The organism is Streptomyces sp. NPDC047981 (assembly GCF_040653315.1).
Taxonomy (GTDB): Bacteria; Actinomycetota; Actinomycetes; order Streptomycetales; family Streptomycetaceae; genus Streptomyces.
The window spans coordinates 138,556-152,149 of sequence record NZ_JBEZNQ010000008.1 but is presented as its reverse complement, the minus strand read 5'-3'; the positions used below and the strand labels follow the sequence as shown (position 1 = coordinate 152,149).

The 13,594-nt window shown below is 73.5% G+C and carries 14 protein-coding genes; 7 read left to right on the top strand and 7 right to left on the bottom strand.

Annotated features, from left to right (window positions below; genetic code table 11):
• Positions 1-35: 35 nt before the first annotated feature.
• Both AB0E14_RS07640 and AB0E14_RS07635 read right to left on the bottom strand, forming a co-directional pair.
• Complete coding sequence (locus AB0E14_RS07640) at positions 36-290, bottom strand: type B 50S ribosomal protein L31 (RefSeq protein WP_362008853.1); 255 nt, start codon at positions 288-290, stop codon at positions 36-38.
• A gap of 91 nt (positions 291-381) precedes the next feature.
• Positions 382-2,796 carry a SpoIIE family protein phosphatase gene (locus tag AB0E14_RS07635; RefSeq protein ID WP_362413583.1) on the bottom strand — a complete coding sequence of 805 codons (2,415 nt, stop codon included), beginning with the start codon at positions 2,794-2,796 and terminating at the stop codon, positions 382-384.
• A 264-nt stretch (positions 2,797-3,060) separates the two neighbouring features.
• Between AB0E14_RS07635 and AB0E14_RS07630 the strand changes: the two genes are divergently transcribed.
• The 3 genes from AB0E14_RS07630 to AB0E14_RS07620 are packed head-to-tail and all read left to right on the top strand — an operon-like array spanning position 3,061 to position 4,217.
• A complete protein-coding gene (locus tag AB0E14_RS07630) occupies positions 3,061-3,348 on the top strand; it encodes a hypothetical protein (protein WP_362413529.1) in 288 nt (95 codons plus the stop codon).
• Between the two features lie 40 nt (positions 3,349-3,388).
• Positions 3,389-3,898 (top strand): DinB family protein, encoded by a 510-nt coding sequence (locus AB0E14_RS07625; protein ID WP_362413527.1) that lies wholly within the window; start codon positions 3,389-3,391, stop codon positions 3,896-3,898.
• A 52-nt stretch (positions 3,899-3,950) separates the two neighbouring features.
• Complete coding sequence (locus tag AB0E14_RS07620; protein ID WP_362413525.1) at positions 3,951-4,217, top strand: hypothetical protein; 267 nt, start codon at positions 3,951-3,953, stop codon at positions 4,215-4,217.
• A gap of 10 nt (positions 4,218-4,227) precedes the next feature.
• On the opposite strand, the gene AB0E14_RS07615 is transcribed toward AB0E14_RS07620, so the two are convergent.
• Together AB0E14_RS07615 and xylA are read right to left on the bottom strand one after the other, a co-directional pair.
• Entirely contained in the window at positions 4,228-4,440 is a 213-nt protein-coding gene (locus AB0E14_RS07615; protein ID WP_362413523.1) for a DUF4287 domain-containing protein, read from the bottom strand.
• A 129-nt stretch (positions 4,441-4,569) separates the two neighbouring features.
• Positions 4,570-5,742, bottom strand: a complete 1,173-nt coding sequence (gene xylA, locus AB0E14_RS07610) for a xylose isomerase (RefSeq protein WP_362413521.1) — start codon at positions 5,740-5,742, stop codon at positions 4,570-4,572.
• A gap of 146 nt (positions 5,743-5,888) precedes the next feature.
• On the opposite strand from xylA, the gene xylB reads away from it, so the two are divergent.
• A complete protein-coding gene (gene xylB, locus AB0E14_RS07605) occupies positions 5,889-7,376 on the top strand; it encodes a xylulokinase (protein ID WP_362413519.1) in 1,488 nt (495 codons plus the stop codon).
• Between the two features lie 32 nt (positions 7,377-7,408).
• Here the strand turns inward: xylB and AB0E14_RS07600 are convergent, their stop codons facing one another.
• Both AB0E14_RS07600 and AB0E14_RS07595 read right to left on the bottom strand, forming a co-directional pair.
• Positions 7,409-8,338 (bottom strand): universal stress protein, encoded by a 930-nt coding sequence (locus tag AB0E14_RS07600; protein WP_362413517.1) that lies wholly within the window; start codon positions 8,336-8,338, stop codon positions 7,409-7,411.
• A gap of 70 nt (positions 8,339-8,408) precedes the next feature.
• Positions 8,409-9,092 carry a hypothetical protein gene (locus AB0E14_RS07595; protein ID WP_362413515.1) on the bottom strand — a complete coding sequence of 228 codons (684 nt, stop codon included), beginning with the start codon at positions 9,090-9,092 and terminating at the stop codon, positions 8,409-8,411.
• 136 nt (positions 9,093-9,228) lie between these two features.
• Here AB0E14_RS07595 and AB0E14_RS07590 point away from each other — a divergent pair, with 136 nt between their 5' ends.
• The 3 genes from AB0E14_RS07590 (at position 9,229) to AB0E14_RS07580 (ending at position 11,970) form a co-directional block, all read left to right on the top strand.
• Positions 9,229-10,167: a PfkB family carbohydrate kinase gene (locus tag AB0E14_RS07590; RefSeq protein ID WP_362413513.1), complete on the top strand. Its 939-nt coding sequence runs from the start codon at positions 9,229-9,231 to the stop codon at positions 10,165-10,167.
• A 164-nt stretch (positions 10,168-10,331) separates the two neighbouring features.
• Positions 10,332-11,309: a tellurite resistance/C4-dicarboxylate transporter family protein gene (locus tag AB0E14_RS07585; RefSeq protein ID WP_362413511.1), complete on the top strand. Its 978-nt coding sequence runs from the start codon at positions 10,332-10,334 to the stop codon at positions 11,307-11,309.
• A 52-nt stretch (positions 11,310-11,361) separates the two neighbouring features.
• A complete protein-coding gene (locus AB0E14_RS07580; protein ID WP_362413509.1) occupies positions 11,362-11,970 on the top strand; it encodes a hypothetical protein in 609 nt (202 codons plus the stop codon).
• 61 nt (positions 11,971-12,031) lie between these two features.
• Here AB0E14_RS07580 and AB0E14_RS07575 read toward each other — a convergent pair whose 3' ends face one another.
• Complete coding sequence (locus tag AB0E14_RS07575; protein WP_362413507.1) at positions 12,032-13,423, bottom strand: serine hydrolase domain-containing protein; 1,392 nt, start codon at positions 13,421-13,423, stop codon at positions 12,032-12,034.
• Positions 13,424-13,594 lie beyond the last annotated feature (171 nt).

Here is a 13,594-nt window from a genome sequence, read left to right as displayed (position 1 = left end):
GGCACGGGGGCGGTCGGCCGTTTCAGGAGGGCCGATCAGGAGGGCGACTCCTCCCCGAAGCGCCGCTCGAACTTCGCGATCCGGCCCTCGGCGTCCACCGTCCGTGCCTTGCCCGTGTAGAACGGGTGGCTCTCGGAGGAGATCTCGACGTCGACCACCGGATAGGTGTTGCCGTCGTCCCACTCGATGGTCTGCTCGCTCGTCGCCGTCGACCGGGTCAGGAAGGCGAACCCGGCCGAGCGGTCACGGAAGACCACGGGACCGTACTCCGGCTGCTTGTCCTGCTGCACACGTCCTCCTCGGGATGCCTGTCCGATGGCCCCAGCCTCCCCGGGCGCGGACCCGCCGACCAGCGCCACGCGGCCGACCGGGTGAGCGCGGTCACTCCGTCCAACGGGCCGCGAGCAGCAGGGCGATGTCGTCCGGCCGGTCACTGGCCTGCCGGGCGTCCCGGATCAGCCGGTCCGCCGTCTCCGTCAGCGGGATCGAACCCGTCACGGAGAACGTACGGCGCAGCCACTCGATCCCCTCGTCGATGTCGCGGCCGGGCCGCTCCACCAGACCGTCCGTGTACAGCGCGAGCACCGCGCCGGGATCCAGACGCAGCTCGGTCACCGGATACGTGGCATCGGTGTCGATCCCGAAGACGAGTCCGCCCGGCAGCTCCAGGATCTCCGCCGTCCCGTCCGGGCGCCGCAGCAGCGGCTGCGGATGGCCCGCGCGCACGGCCTCGGCCACACCCGTCGCCGGGTCGAGCACCACGTAGCAGCAGCTCGCGAACTGGCCGGGGTCGAGATCGATCAGCAGCCGGTTGGTGCCCTTCAGCACCTCCTCCGGAGCATGGCCGCCGAGCGCGAAGGCCCGTACCGCGCTGCGCAGTTGTCCCATCGTCGCCGCCGCGGCGACGCCGTGGCCCTGGACGTCGCCGCACACCAGAGCCAGCAGCCCCCGCTTGGTCTCGACGACGTCGTACCAGTCGCCGCCCACGTCCATGCCCTGCGTACCCGGCAGATAGCGCGCCACCGTGTCGACGTGGTCCCGCACCGGCAGCCGTGCGGGCAGCAGCGCGTCCTGGAGCCCGCGGGCCAGCGCGGCCTCGCTGTCGTACCGGCGGGCCCGCTCCAGTGCCTGGGCGATCAGCCCGGCGAGCGCCGTCAGGACCGTGCGCTCCTCAGGACTGAAGCCGCGCGGCCGGTCGAAACCGAGGATGCACGAACCGACCGGCCGGCCCGAGGCGATCAGCGGCAGGAAGGCCCGTGCTCCGGACACCGCGTCCAGCGGCAGCCCCGGGTACGCCCGGCTCATCTGCTCCATCGACTCGTAGAAGAGCGGGCGGCCGGTGGTGAGCGCCTCGACGCCCGGCATCCGGGCGTCGAGCCCCACCCCGTCGAACGGCTCCAGGAACCCGGGTGGGAACCCGGTCTCCCACGCCAGATACAGATGCCGGTCGCTCAACAGATAGATCGCCAGCTGCCGGCCGCCGAAGGCGGGCAGCAGCTCGTCGGTGACCACCGCCGACACCTGGCGGGCGGTGACGGCCTCGGTCAGCGCGATGGCGAGCGCCACCGGCCGGTAGAGCGCCGACGCCTTGTCCGCGGGGGAACCGAGCCCGACGTCCGGCAGGGAGACCGAGGCCGGCTCGTAAGCGGGGTCGCCCTCCGGCACGAGTACCAGGGTCACCCCGTCGTGCCCGGGGTAGAGCGAGACCGACAGCCACTCCTTCTCACCCGCGTGGACCAGGAAGTGCACCGGCTCGTCGGAGAGCAGCACGGCCCGCAGGTGCTCCTCGTGCGCGGGCTGCGCGAACCAGGGCAGCACGTCCCAGACGCTCTGGCCTGCGAGCGAGGCACGCGGGACGCCGAGGAGCGCCTCGGTCAGGTGGTTCACGTAGGTGACCCGCCCCAGCCGGTCGATCGCCAGGATCGCCCGGGGCAGCCGGTCGACGGCGTCGGAGCCGACCAGACCGGTGCCCAGGTCCACCAGGGAGCCGGTCAGCCGGCCCGCGCGTCCGCCCGGCGCCGCGCGGGCCGACACCTCCAGCAGGTGCAGCCCGCCGTCGGGGCCCTTGAGCCGGATCCGGCGCGCGACCCTGGAACCGGACTCGGCCGCGCGGCGCGCCATCGTCCACAGCGCGTAGGCGTCCTCGGGGGCCAGCCGCGCCGTCAGCGCCTCGATCGTGCCGGGGACGGTGTCGTCGTCCCCGAGGATCGCCCGCAGCCCCTCGTCGGCGAGGACCTCGCCGCTGTTCAGGTCCCAGTCGAAGGTACCGATCCGTACCGGCTTCGTGCCGCCCGACGGGAGCTGGACGCAGACCGGCTCCTCGGCCCACTCCACGGTCGTGCCGGCGTCCGCGAGACCCTTCAGGGCCGCCGCGAGCCGCTGGGCCTCCCGGGCCAGCCGGCTCCGGTCCCGGCTGTTCACCGCCACGCCGGGGGTGGGCGTACGCAGCACCACGAGCACCCCGAACCGCTCCCGACCGCTCACGATCGGCGCGTACAGGGACGCGAAGGGGAACGGCAGACTGGCCACGAGCTGCGGAAACTTCCGCATGGCCTCCTCGACGTCGGCCAGGTGCACCGGCTGGCCCGACCGGTGGGCCTCCGCGACCGGGAACGGCCGGTTCACATGCATCCGCCACCACGGGCGGAAGAGGGAGCCGGGCAGCCCGGCGAGGACCGCCATGCGCAGCAGCCCCGGTGTCCCGGAGCGCAGATAGACACATCCCGCGTAGCCGCCGACCGCCTCGATCGTCCGCAGCGTGGCCTCGGCGACGACCAGCGGCAGCGCGTCGAGCAGCCTCCCGTCGGTGTCCGCGCTCCCGGGCGCGTCTTCGTTCTCGGCCGACGGGTCCTGTCCGGCCACGCCGTGCGGGGTCACAATGCCAGGATGCTCCCCGGCGAAGGGGCCGCGCATCTCGACGGGGGAGCAGCCGAGGGCGCGCGTGGTCCCGTGCGGCGCGCGAGCGCGCGCGGTGCGAGGCGCCCTGCGCGACGATGGCCGAGGAGTCTGCGCGGCGATGGCCGGGGAGTCCGCGCGGCGATGGCCCGGGAGGGAGAGGGCATGGACCCGTCCGTGATGACTGCGGTGCTCGCCGCCCTGGCGTTGGTGTGCCGCGCGGCCGTGCTGGAGCTGCGCACGCCCGGAGCCGGCCGTCGGGCCTGGGCCTTCGCCACCGATCGGCGGGCCCTGGGCACGGGCCTCGGGGTGGCGGCCGTGCTCGGCGCCGTCGGGTGGGCGACCATCGGCGGTGGCGCCGTGGTGGTGTGGGCAGGCCTGGCAGGGGTTCTGGTCGCCTCTCTCACGGCGGAGCGCGGACGCGCGGGGCGCGACCGCGGGGAACCGGGGTAAGTTCGGGCCCCCTGACGGATCCTGACGAGGAGACCTGCCCGTGAGCGCCGACCCGCGCGTCCCGCCGCCCCGTTCCGGCGATGAGCGCGAGACCCTCCGCGCCTTTCTCGACTACCACCGGGCGACCCTCGCGAGGAAGTGCGAGGGGCTCGACGACGAACAACTCCGCGAGCGGTCGATGCCGCCGTCCACGCTGACGCTGCTCGGCCTCGTCCGGCACATGGCGGAGGTGGAGCGGGCCTGGTTCCGCCGGGTCTTCGAGGACGCCGAGGCGCCGATGGTCTGGTCGGACCGGGTCGACTTCCAGGCCGCGTACGACGCGAGCCGTTCGACGCGCGCGGAGGCCTTCGCGGCCTGGGAGGCGGAGGTGGAGCACTCCCGGCGGATCGAACAGGCGGCCGACTCCCTCGACCGGGCCGGGTACCAGCCCCGCTGGGGCGAGGAGGTGTCGCTGCGGATGGTCATGGTGCATGTGCTGCTCGAGTACGGGCGCCACAACGGCCACGCGGACTTCCTGCGCGAGGGCGTGGACGGCACCGTCGGCGCCTGATCGGACCTCCGTGACGGGGCGAGTGTCAGTGCCCGGTGCGATGCTGCGGAGTATGGACGAGCTGATGCGAGGCCGCGTGTACGGCGCCGACCACGACGACCCCAGTCCCGGCCCCCGCCCCGGCCACGACTACCGCGAGCTGGTGGCCGGCCCCTTGGACGGGCTGCTCCTCGACGTCACCGGCTGGACGCGCGCCGAGTTGGGCGAGGGCGCCGCCCTCGCCACGGAGATAGGCGCGTACGGCCCCGGGGGCCACGCCCGTTACGGCCCCCGGGAGGGCGACGACCTCCGCTGGGACTGGGAGGGCGACACCCGCTAGGACCGCCGCGTCAGCGGCCCTTGGACTCGGCGAGCGTGTGGGCGACGAGGGCGTTGGCGTGGCCGTGACCGAGGCCGTGCTCGGTCTTGAGCCAGCCGACCAGCTCCATGTGCTTGGTGAGCGGCGAGGCGTGGATGAGTTCCTTCCACTCCGCGATGGGACGGCCGTACTTCTTCTCGATCGAGGGGAAGTAGCTCGCGGGGCCCTTGACGGTCTCGGTCATGGCGGTGGTGTCCCTTCAGGTGCGGTGTGTTCTTGCCAGGGAAGACCGAAGACGGAGCGGGAACTCATCGGTGGGGCGTCGTGATGTGGATCACTCTCGAGAGGTGTGGGGTGATCCTCCTCGGCGCGGTCAGCGGCGTACGCCCAGCAGGTGCTCCAGGGCGAGTTGGTCGAGGCGCTCGAAGGCCATCGACCGCTCGGCCGCCGCCGTGACGTCGAATTCCTCGAACGCGCCGGTGTCCGCGAGCAGGCCGGCGAGGCCGTCGGGGGCCGTGGGCAGGGCGAGTTCGGGGAGACGGGACGCGGCGAGCGCCTCCTGGACCTCCGGGTCCGCGCGGAAGGCGGCGGCGCGCTCCTTCAGGATCAGGTAGTTGCGCATGCAGTTCCTCGCCGACTCCCACACCCCGTCGAACCCGTCCGTGCGCACCGGCTTGAAGTCGAAGTGCCGAGGGCCCTGGTATCCGGCCGTCTCCAACAGGTCCACCAGCCAGAACGCCTGGCGCAGATCCCCGGCCCCGAAACGGAAGTCCTGGTCGTACTTGATGCCCGACTGCCCGTTGAGGTCGAGGTGGAAGAGCTTGCCCGCCCAGAGCGCCTGGGCGATCCCGTGCGGGAAGTTGAGGCCGGCCATCTGCTCGTGGCCGGTCTCCGGGTTCACGCCGACCAGCTCGGGTCGCTCCAGACGTTCGATGAACGCCAGCGCGTGGCCGATCGTCGGCAGCAGGATGTCGCCGCGCGGCTCGTTCGGCTTCGGCTCGATCGCGAATCGCAGCGGGTAGCCCTGCTCGGTGACGTACTGGCAGAGGAGGTCGAAGGCCTCCTTCATCCGGTCCAGGGCCACCCGGACGTCCTTGGCGGCACCCGACTCGGCGCCCTCGCGCCCGCCCCACGCGACATAGGTGGTCGCGCCCAGTTCGACCGCGAGATCGATGTTGCGGAGCGTCTTGCGCAGCGCGTAGCGCCGCACGTCACGGTCGTTGGCGGTGAACGCGCCGTCCTTGAAGACGGGGTGGGTGAAGAGGTTGGTGGTGGCCATGGGCACGGTCAGGCCGGTGCGCTCCAGGGCGGCGCGGAAGCGCTTGACCACGGCCTCGCGCTCCCCCTCCGAGGCGCCGAAGGGGACGAGGTCGTCGTCGTGGAAGGTGACGCCGTACGCCCCGAGCCCGGCGAGCCGCTCGACCGACTCGACGGGGTCGAGGGCCGGGCGGGTGGCCTCGCCGAAGGGGTCGCGGCCCTGCCAGCCGACGGTCCACAGGCCGAAGGTGAAACGGTCGCCGGGGGTGGGGGAGAACTGTTCCGTCATGGTCTGTCCCTCTTCTGCGCGTCCACAGGGGAGAAGAGAGGCGTGGCGAGGCCTGGCCCCTCTATTTGTTTTCTGAGATAACTAATACGGCACGGGGCGATCCCGCGCCAGAGTGGCCACGCGGTTTCGACGAAAGGTGACACCCAATGGCGGCGACACGCACCGCACCCCCGGTCGTGATCGGCGTGGACAGCTCCACCCAGTCGACCAAGGCGGCCGTCGTGGACCTGGCGACCGGTTCCGTACGCGCCGTCGGACGGGCCGCGCACACGGTCACGGGGGAGGACGGCGCCCGCGAGAGCGAGCCCGAGCAGTGGTGGTCCGCGCTCCGCGCCGCCGTCGCCGAGGCGCTCGCCACCGCGGACGCGCCCCCGGGCAGCGTCGCCGGCATCGCCGTGGCCGGCCAGCAGCACGGCCTCGTCGTCCTCGACCGCGCCGGCCGGCCGCTCCGCCCCGCCGTGCTCTGGAACGACACCCGGTCGGCGCCGCAGGCCGCCGGGCTCGCCGCGGCGCTCGGTGGACCCGGACAGTGGCTCGCCCGCACCGGCTCGGTGCCGGTCGCCTCCATGACCGCCACCACGTGGCAGTGGCTGCGCGCCCACGAACCGTCCGTCGCCGAGGCCGCCACGGCCGTCCGGCTGCCCCACGACTACCTGACCGAGCGCCTCTGCGGCGTCGCCGTGACCGACCCCGGAGACGCCTCCGGCACCTGCTGGTACGACACCGCGAACCACGCCTATGACCAGGAGATCCTCCGCCTCATCGGCCTCGACCCGGCCCTCCTGCCCACCGTCGCCGCGAGCGGAGCCACACCCGTCGGAACGCTCACCCCGGAGGCCGCCCGCGCGCTCGGACTCCCGTCCGGCGTCGTGGTCGCCGCGGGAACGGGCGACAACATGGCCGCCGCCGTCGGCCTGGGCCTCGGCGGCGCGGGACTCCTCGACCATCCGGTCGTCAGCCTCGGCACCTCGGGCACCGTCTTCGCCGCCACCCGTACCCGCCCCGCCGCCCCCGGCCTCGCCGGGTTCGCCGCCGCCGACGGCACCCACCTCCCGCTCGGCTGCACCCTCAACTGCTCACAGGCCGTGGACCGGTTCGCCGGCCTGCTCGGCCTCGACCGCGAGGACACGGCCCCCGGTGACGGCGTGGTCGTCCTGCCCTACCTCGACGGCGAACGCACCCCCGACCTGCCGCACGCCACCGGCCTCGTGACCGGACTGCGCCACACCACCACCCCGCGTGCGATCCTCGGCGCGGCCTACGAGGGCGCCGCGTTCACCGTGCTGCGCGCCCTCGACGACCTCCTCACCGCCTGCGGCCTCGACCCCTCCGAACCGGCCGTACGGGACCGCCCGCTGCGTCTCATCGGCGGCGGCGCCCAGGGCCGCGCCTGGCGGGAGACGATCGGCCGGCTCTCCGGCCGGCCCCTGGTGATCCCCGCCGAGACCGAACTCGTCGCCCTCGGCGCGGCCGCCCTCGCCGCCTCCGCCGCGACCGGCGAGGACCCGGTCGGCCTCGCCGCGACCTGGGGTACGGACCGCGGCGAGAACCTCCCGGCGGTGGACCGCGACGAGGAGACCTGGCACCGGATCGACACCGTCCTGGCCCGCGCGGCCCCGAGCCTGCTGAGCTGAGGCTCCGAGTGGGCGGGTTCGAGGCGGCGGCCTCAGGACCCGTCCGTGGTGGGCGCCGGAACCACCGCGACCGGGCAGTGGGCGTGGTGCAGGACGGCATGGGCGACCGAGCCCATCAGGAGCGAGGCCACGCGGTGCCTCCGGTGGCGGCCCACCACCACGAGTTCCGCGCTGCGGGAATCCTCCACGAGCCGCCCCGCCGCGTCCGCCGGTACGACCGCGGGGGAGACGGTGACGTCCGGGTAGCGCCCGGTGAAGGGCCGCAGCCGCTCCTCCTGGAGGCGCGCGGTGTCCCGGACGAGCTCGGGAGTCTCGTCGTCCAGGGGGATCGGGGGCGGCACCTGCAGGGCGGGGGCCGGCGGGCTGACCATCAGGACCGGCGAGGGCGGCAGCCGGTAGGCCGTCACCACCTCCAGGACCACGCCCCGTTGCGCGGCGGCGTGGAACGCGAAGTCGAGGACCTCGTCCGCGGTCTCCTCCGGGTGGAGCCCCACGAGAACCCGGCCCGCCTCCGCCGCGTCCTGCGACGGCACCGTGCGCTCCTCGTGCGGCACCACGACGACCGGGCACGGCGCGGACGTGGCCAGGGACCGGCTCACCGACCCGAGGAGCAGGCTCGCGAAGCCCCCGCGCCCACGGGAGCCGACCACCAGCAGCCGCGCCGAGCGGGCCTGGTCGAGAAGGGCGTCGGGCACCGTGCCGTCCAGGGACTCGTAGCGCACGGGTACGCGCACGTCCTGCTGCTCGATCCAGGCGCCCACGCTGTTGAGGACCGTGTCGGGGATGGCGGGGCTCGGACCCAGGGAGGCGATCCGCGCCTCCCCGAGCTGGAGCGCCTCGGAGCGCACATGGGCGACGAGCAGGGGCGCGTCGAGCCGCTGCGCGACACCCAGAGCCCAGGTCAGGGCCAGGCGGCTGTGCTCCGACCCGTCCACACCGACGACGACCGGCTTTTCGTCCATAGGGGAATGATCACCCCTGTGCCGGGTCTGCGCGCCCGGGGGCACCCGCGCGTGCGGCGGCCCCGGGGTCCTACCGCAGGCCGGAGACCTTGAAGACGGTCTCCGCAGTCTCCCGGTCGATGCGCCGGGCGAGTTGGTCCAGCGCGGTCGCGCCGCACAGGAGCGTGCCCTGGGCCGCGGAGCGCCGGGCGTCCGCCGCCACCCGGTGCCAGAGCGCCGGGTTGGCGACGAGCACGCGCGGGTCGATCTCGGCCCGGTTGTCCTCCGCGTCGCGGAGCACCAGCCGCTGGGAGACGCCGTTCGACCAGCGGACGGACCGCAGCCGGTCGGTGCGCACGGTGTGCCGGGTCCACAGGCCGCGGACCGTGAGCTGGCCGGGGGCGGCGGAGACGCGCGAGGGCGTGAGGATCACGAACAACAGGGTGGCGACCCCGATCCAGAGCACCGCGCGAACCGTGCTCAGGGAGCCCGTACCGGCGTCGATGGTCAGGGACAGGGCCAGCAGCAGAGCCGCGCAGCCGGCGGCGGCCCGGGTCTCGCCCGCCCACTCGTCGTCCTGCGCCTCGCCCGCCTCGGGCATCGGGTGGTCGTCGCGGGGCTCGGGCGTGCCGTGCGCCGCGTACGCGCCGTGCGCGACTGGGGTGCCGTGCGGGACAGGAGCGCCGTGCGCGACCGGGTTGCCCTGGGCGAACGGGTTGCCGTGCGCGACCGGCCTGTCTCCGTCGACGGGCGACGAGGCTTCAGGAGGTTCCATGGACGCACGGTAGGCCCGGAGTTCCGCGTCACCCGACCTCTTTGACGACCCGTATACGTGCTCCTGACGAGCCCCTTGCCCCGTCCCGTGACGGCGGTCGCATACTGGGCGAGGCGGGACCCGAGAGGCGGCAGAGTTGAGTGCACAGAACGACCGGTACGACATCGTGGTGGTCGGCGGAAGCGGGGTGGACACGGTCATCCGTGTCGACGCCCTGCCCGTCCCCCTCGCGGACTCGGTCCACGTCGGGCCGATCGAGGAGTGGCCCGGGCACACCGGCGGCAACGTGGCCCTCGGCACCCGGGCCCTCGGCCTGCGCGTCGCCCTGCTCGACTGCGTGGGCGACGACTGGATCGGCACGCTCGTACGCCGGCGGATGGCCGACGGGGACGTCGAGTTCCACCCGGTGATCTCGCCCGCCGGAACCCGGCGCGCGGTGAACCTCGTCGACGCGACCGGACGCCGGATGTCCTTCTACGACGGCCGGGACCCGGTGGACCTGCGCATGCCGAGGGAGCACTACCTGCCCCGGCTGCGCGGCGCGCGCCACGTCCATGTCTCGATCATGAACTTCGCGCGCTTCCTGTACGACGACATCGAGGAGCTCGGCGTGCCCGTCTCCACGGACCTGCACGACTGGGACGGCCTGGCGGAGCACCACCGGGAGTTCGCCCTCCGCTCCGACCTCGTCTTCCTCAGCGCGGCGGGGGCGGGCGACGGCACGCCCGCGCTGATGCGGGAGATCCTGCGCGAGGGCCGCGCGCGCACCGTGGTCGCGACGGCGGGCGCGGAGGGCTCGTACGTCCTCACCCGGGACGGGGGCGGGATCCCGCACCACGTCCCGGCCGTCGCCCCGGACGCGCCGGTCGTGGACACCAACGGCGCCGGCGACGCGTACGTCAGCGGCTTCCTCTACGGCCACCTCGCCGGCGAGGCCGTCCTGACCTGTGCTCGCCTGGGGGCGATCTCCGGAGCCCACGCCTGCACGGCCCCCGGTTCCACGGCCCTGATCACGCCGGAGGCGCTCCTGGCGACCGCGACCACCGGAGGCGCTGACGCGACGACGGGAGGCTGATCCGACCACCGGAGGCTGACGCGACGACGGGAGGCTGACGCGGCGACGGGATGCTGCCCCGACGACCGGAGGCAGACCCGACGAGAGGAGGCCGACCTGCCGCGCCCGCCCGGCTCCCGGCGTCCGAGTGGCGGGGACGGCGGGCAGCCGGTGCGATAGGGGGCATGAAGGAGCGCGTCGCCCGTTGGTGGGCCGAGTTGCCGCCCGCCGCGGGCTCCGCCGTGATGGCCACCGGCATCCTCTCGGTCGGGTTCCATCTGACCGGCCGTGAAACGGTCTCCCGCGTCCTGTTCGGCCTCGCGTGCGTGGTGTGGGTGCTGCTGGCCGGCGACTTCGCCCATCGGCTGCTGCGCAGCCGGCCCCGCTGGGTCGCCGAGGCCGACACCCCGCCGGCCCTGACCGCCGTCGCCGCCACGACGGTGCTCGGGGTCCGCGTGGCGCTCCTCGGCTGGACCACGACGGCCGCCGTCCTCCTGGCGCTGTCCGCCGTGCTGTGGGCGCCGCTGCTCGGCGCGGTCCTGCGGCACGTGGGGCGCAGGATGCCCGGCGGGGTGTTCCTGATCTGCGTCGCCACCCAGGGGCTCGTGGTCCTCGCGGCCACCCTCGCCGTCCCGCCGGCGGACCGGGACTGGCTCGCCCGGACGGGCCTGGTCTTCTTCGTCCTCGGGCTGCTGCTCTACGCGGCCGCCCTGTTCCGCTTCGACTTCCGCCAGGTCACCGAGGGCGCCGGCGACCAGTGGGTGGCCGGGGGCGCCCTTGCCATCTCCGCGCTCGCCGGATCCAAGCTCCTCGCCACCGGCGTGTGGGCGGGCACCGGCGCCCACACCGCCCTGCGGACGGTCACCCTGATCCTGCTGGCCGGCGACCTCGCCTGGTACGTCGCCCTGCTCGCGGCCGAGCTGCTGCGCCGCCGCCCGGGCTACGACCTCAGACGCTGGGCCACCGTCTTCCCCATGGGGATGACGTCGGTCGCCTGTCTGTCGACCTCGGCGGCGACCGCCATCGGGTGGCTCGACGGGCTCGGGCAGGTGCTCCTGTGGATCGTGACGGCAGCCTGGCTCGTCACCCTGGCCCTGATGGTCCGCACGCTGCCCGCGCGGACCCGCGATCCGTTCGTATCCCCGGGAAGCGACTTTCGATGACTGCGCCGGGTGCTCACCGACGGCGACCATCGTCGAGAAGGAATCGACGAGCGTGGAGCGCACCATGGGTCTCGAGCAGTCGCAGCAGCACTTCCACATCAATCAGAAGATCACGCCCATGGCGAATCGCTACGCGGTCCACACGGCCGGACCGGACGGCGCCGAGGGCGAGATGGTCGCGTTCGCGCACCAGAAGCGCATGGCCCTGAAGGAACGGATCACGTTCTACACGGACGAGTCCCAGAAGCAGGTCCTCTTCACCTTCCAGGCCCGGCAGGTGATCGACCTCGGTGCGACCTACGACGTCCGGGCGGCCTCGGGCAGTCAGGTGGGCACCTTCCGGAAGAACTTCGCCGCCTCACTGCTGCGCAGCACCTGGCACATGAGCGAGGAGGGGGCGACGGCCGAGACGACGGGCGTCGAGCGCAACATGACCGTGGCCGTGCTGCGCCGCGCCTGGGACGTCATTCCCTTCGTCGACATCCTGCCGTTCGCCTGGCCGTACCACTTCGACTTCGCCCGGGCGGACCGCCCCGTCATGTCGGTGCAGAAGAGGCTCGGCCTGCGCGACCGGTACGTCCTGACGATCCACGACGAGCACCTCGACCGCCGTCTCGCCATAGCCCAGGCCGTCGCTCTGGACGCCCTGCAGTCCAGGTGACGGCCCGTCGGCCACCCCCCCCCGGCGGGGGCGTGGCGCGACATGACACGGTGTGGCGCGGCTACCGCAGGGACGCCTGGTGGAGCGCGTCCGGGCCGATCGGCAGGGCGGGCAGCGTCTGTGCTCGCCGCTCACCCGGCGTGCCCCGAGGCGTCGCCGCGCGCGGGGGAGTCGTGGTGGTGCCGGCGAGGGCGCCGTCCACGTGGGCGTACAGCGCCTCGGTGATCGGGTCCGGCAGCGGACGTCCCTCGGAGTCGAACCGCTGGTACTTCATCAGGTTGTAGCCGATGGCCACCTGTCGACGACCGTCCTCGGTCGACAGGGCCCAGGTGCCCGCCCCGAAGACAGCGCCGTCATGCCCCCAGTACCAGCCGCCGCTGGGCATCCGCAGGGTGTAGATGCCCAGGCCGTAGCGCATCAGCGCCTCCTCGCCCGGCGCGGTCTCGTAGGCCGGGACGGTGGTCTTCATCTCCCGCAGCTGCGCGGCGCCGAGCAGCCGCCCGCCGAGCAGCTTGCGGTAGAAGTCGTTGAGGTCGCTCGTCGTCGAGACCAGGGCTCCGGCCGTGCCCGCCCACGACATGTCGTAGACGCTGTAGTCGCGCGCCGGGTCGATCATCCCGAGGAACGACTCGTACATCCGCGCGTGCGGGCCCTTGATGGCCGGTGAACTCGGGAAGTAGGTGTGGCGCAGCCCGGCCTTGCGGATGACGTTGCGCGTGATGTAGGCCTCGGCCTTCTGCCCCGTCACCCGCTCCAGGATCAGCCCGGCCAGGATGTAGTTGGTGTTCGCGTACGAGTGGGTCCCGCGTTGTACGACGGGCGCGGCGGCGAGACCGAGCCGGGCGAGTTCGTCGGGGGCGATCGTGCGGAGCCGGTTGTCGTCGAGGGTCTTGCCGGGGTTCTCCAGGAGGCCGGGGAAGGCGGGCAGGACGTAGTCGGCTATGCCGCTGGTGTGGTTGAGCAGCATGCGGACGGTCACCAGCCGCCCCCGTTCGTCGGAGACGATGTCGGGGATGTAGCGGCCGACCGGGGCGTCGAGGTCGATGCGCCCGGCGCCGGCCTGCTGGAGCACGGCGACGGCCGTGAACGTCTTGGTGATGCTGCCGACCCGGTGCTCGAAGTCCGGCCGCGTGGGGCGGCGCGTGTCGATGTCGGCGAAGCCGGTGGCTCCCCGCCACTGCGCCGAGCCGTCGCGAACGGCCGAATAGGCGCCGTACATGCCCGCCTTGTGGAAGGCGTCGAGCGAGCCGCGCAGCGCGACGCGGTCGAGCCGGTGGCCGGTGACGCCCGCCGGCACGGCGGGGTCGGCGGCGACGGTGGGACTCCCGGAGACCGTGGCCGTGGGGGAGACGCGCTCGGCGGTGACGGCCGCCCGCGCCGGTAACGCCGTGGCGGAGAGCGCCACCAGCGTGGCGGCGACGACGGAAAGCTGGGCCCTGCGGGACACGTTCATGGATGGATCCTGTTTCGCTCGATCGGCAGTGCTCCCATCCTCGTCACGGCCGTGCTGCCCGCCCTCAGCCCTCGGGAGGATCTCGCGCACAGGAACGTGTGACATTTGTCAGGAGTCCCGTCCACGCTGCGTCGATGGCACACTGGCCGCTGATCGTTCCAAGGAGCCCCG

Coding starts and splice junctions, on each gene's coding strand:
- AB0E14_RS07600 (WP_362413517.1), bottom strand. CDS start 8,338: ATGGACGAAAAGCCGGTCGTCGTCGGTGTGGACGGGTCGGAGCACAGC.
- xylA (WP_362413521.1), bottom strand. CDS start 5,742: ATGACGGAACAGTTCTCCCCCACCCCCGGCGACCGTTTCACCTTCGGC.
- AB0E14_RS07615 (WP_362413523.1), bottom strand. CDS start 4,440: ATGACCGAGACCGTCAAGGGCCCCGCGAGCTACTTCCCCTCGATCGAG.
- AB0E14_RS07575 (WP_362413507.1), bottom strand. CDS start 13,423: ATGAACGTGTCCCGCAGGGCCCAGCTTTCCGTCGTCGCCGCCACGCTG.
- xylB (WP_362413519.1), top strand. CDS start 5,889: ATGGCGGCGACACGCACCGCACCCCCGGTCGTGATCGGCGTGGACAGC.
- AB0E14_RS07620 (WP_362413525.1), top strand. CDS start 3,951: ATGGACGAGCTGATGCGAGGCCGCGTGTACGGCGCCGACCACGACGAC.
- AB0E14_RS07595 (WP_362413515.1), bottom strand. CDS start 9,092: ATGGAACCTCCTGAAGCCTCGTCGCCCGTCGACGGAGACAGGCCGGTC.
- AB0E14_RS07630 (WP_362413529.1), top strand. CDS start 3,061: ATGGACCCGTCCGTGATGACTGCGGTGCTCGCCGCCCTGGCGTTGGTG.
- AB0E14_RS07585 (WP_362413511.1), top strand. CDS start 10,332: ATGAAGGAGCGCGTCGCCCGTTGGTGGGCCGAGTTGCCGCCCGCCGCG.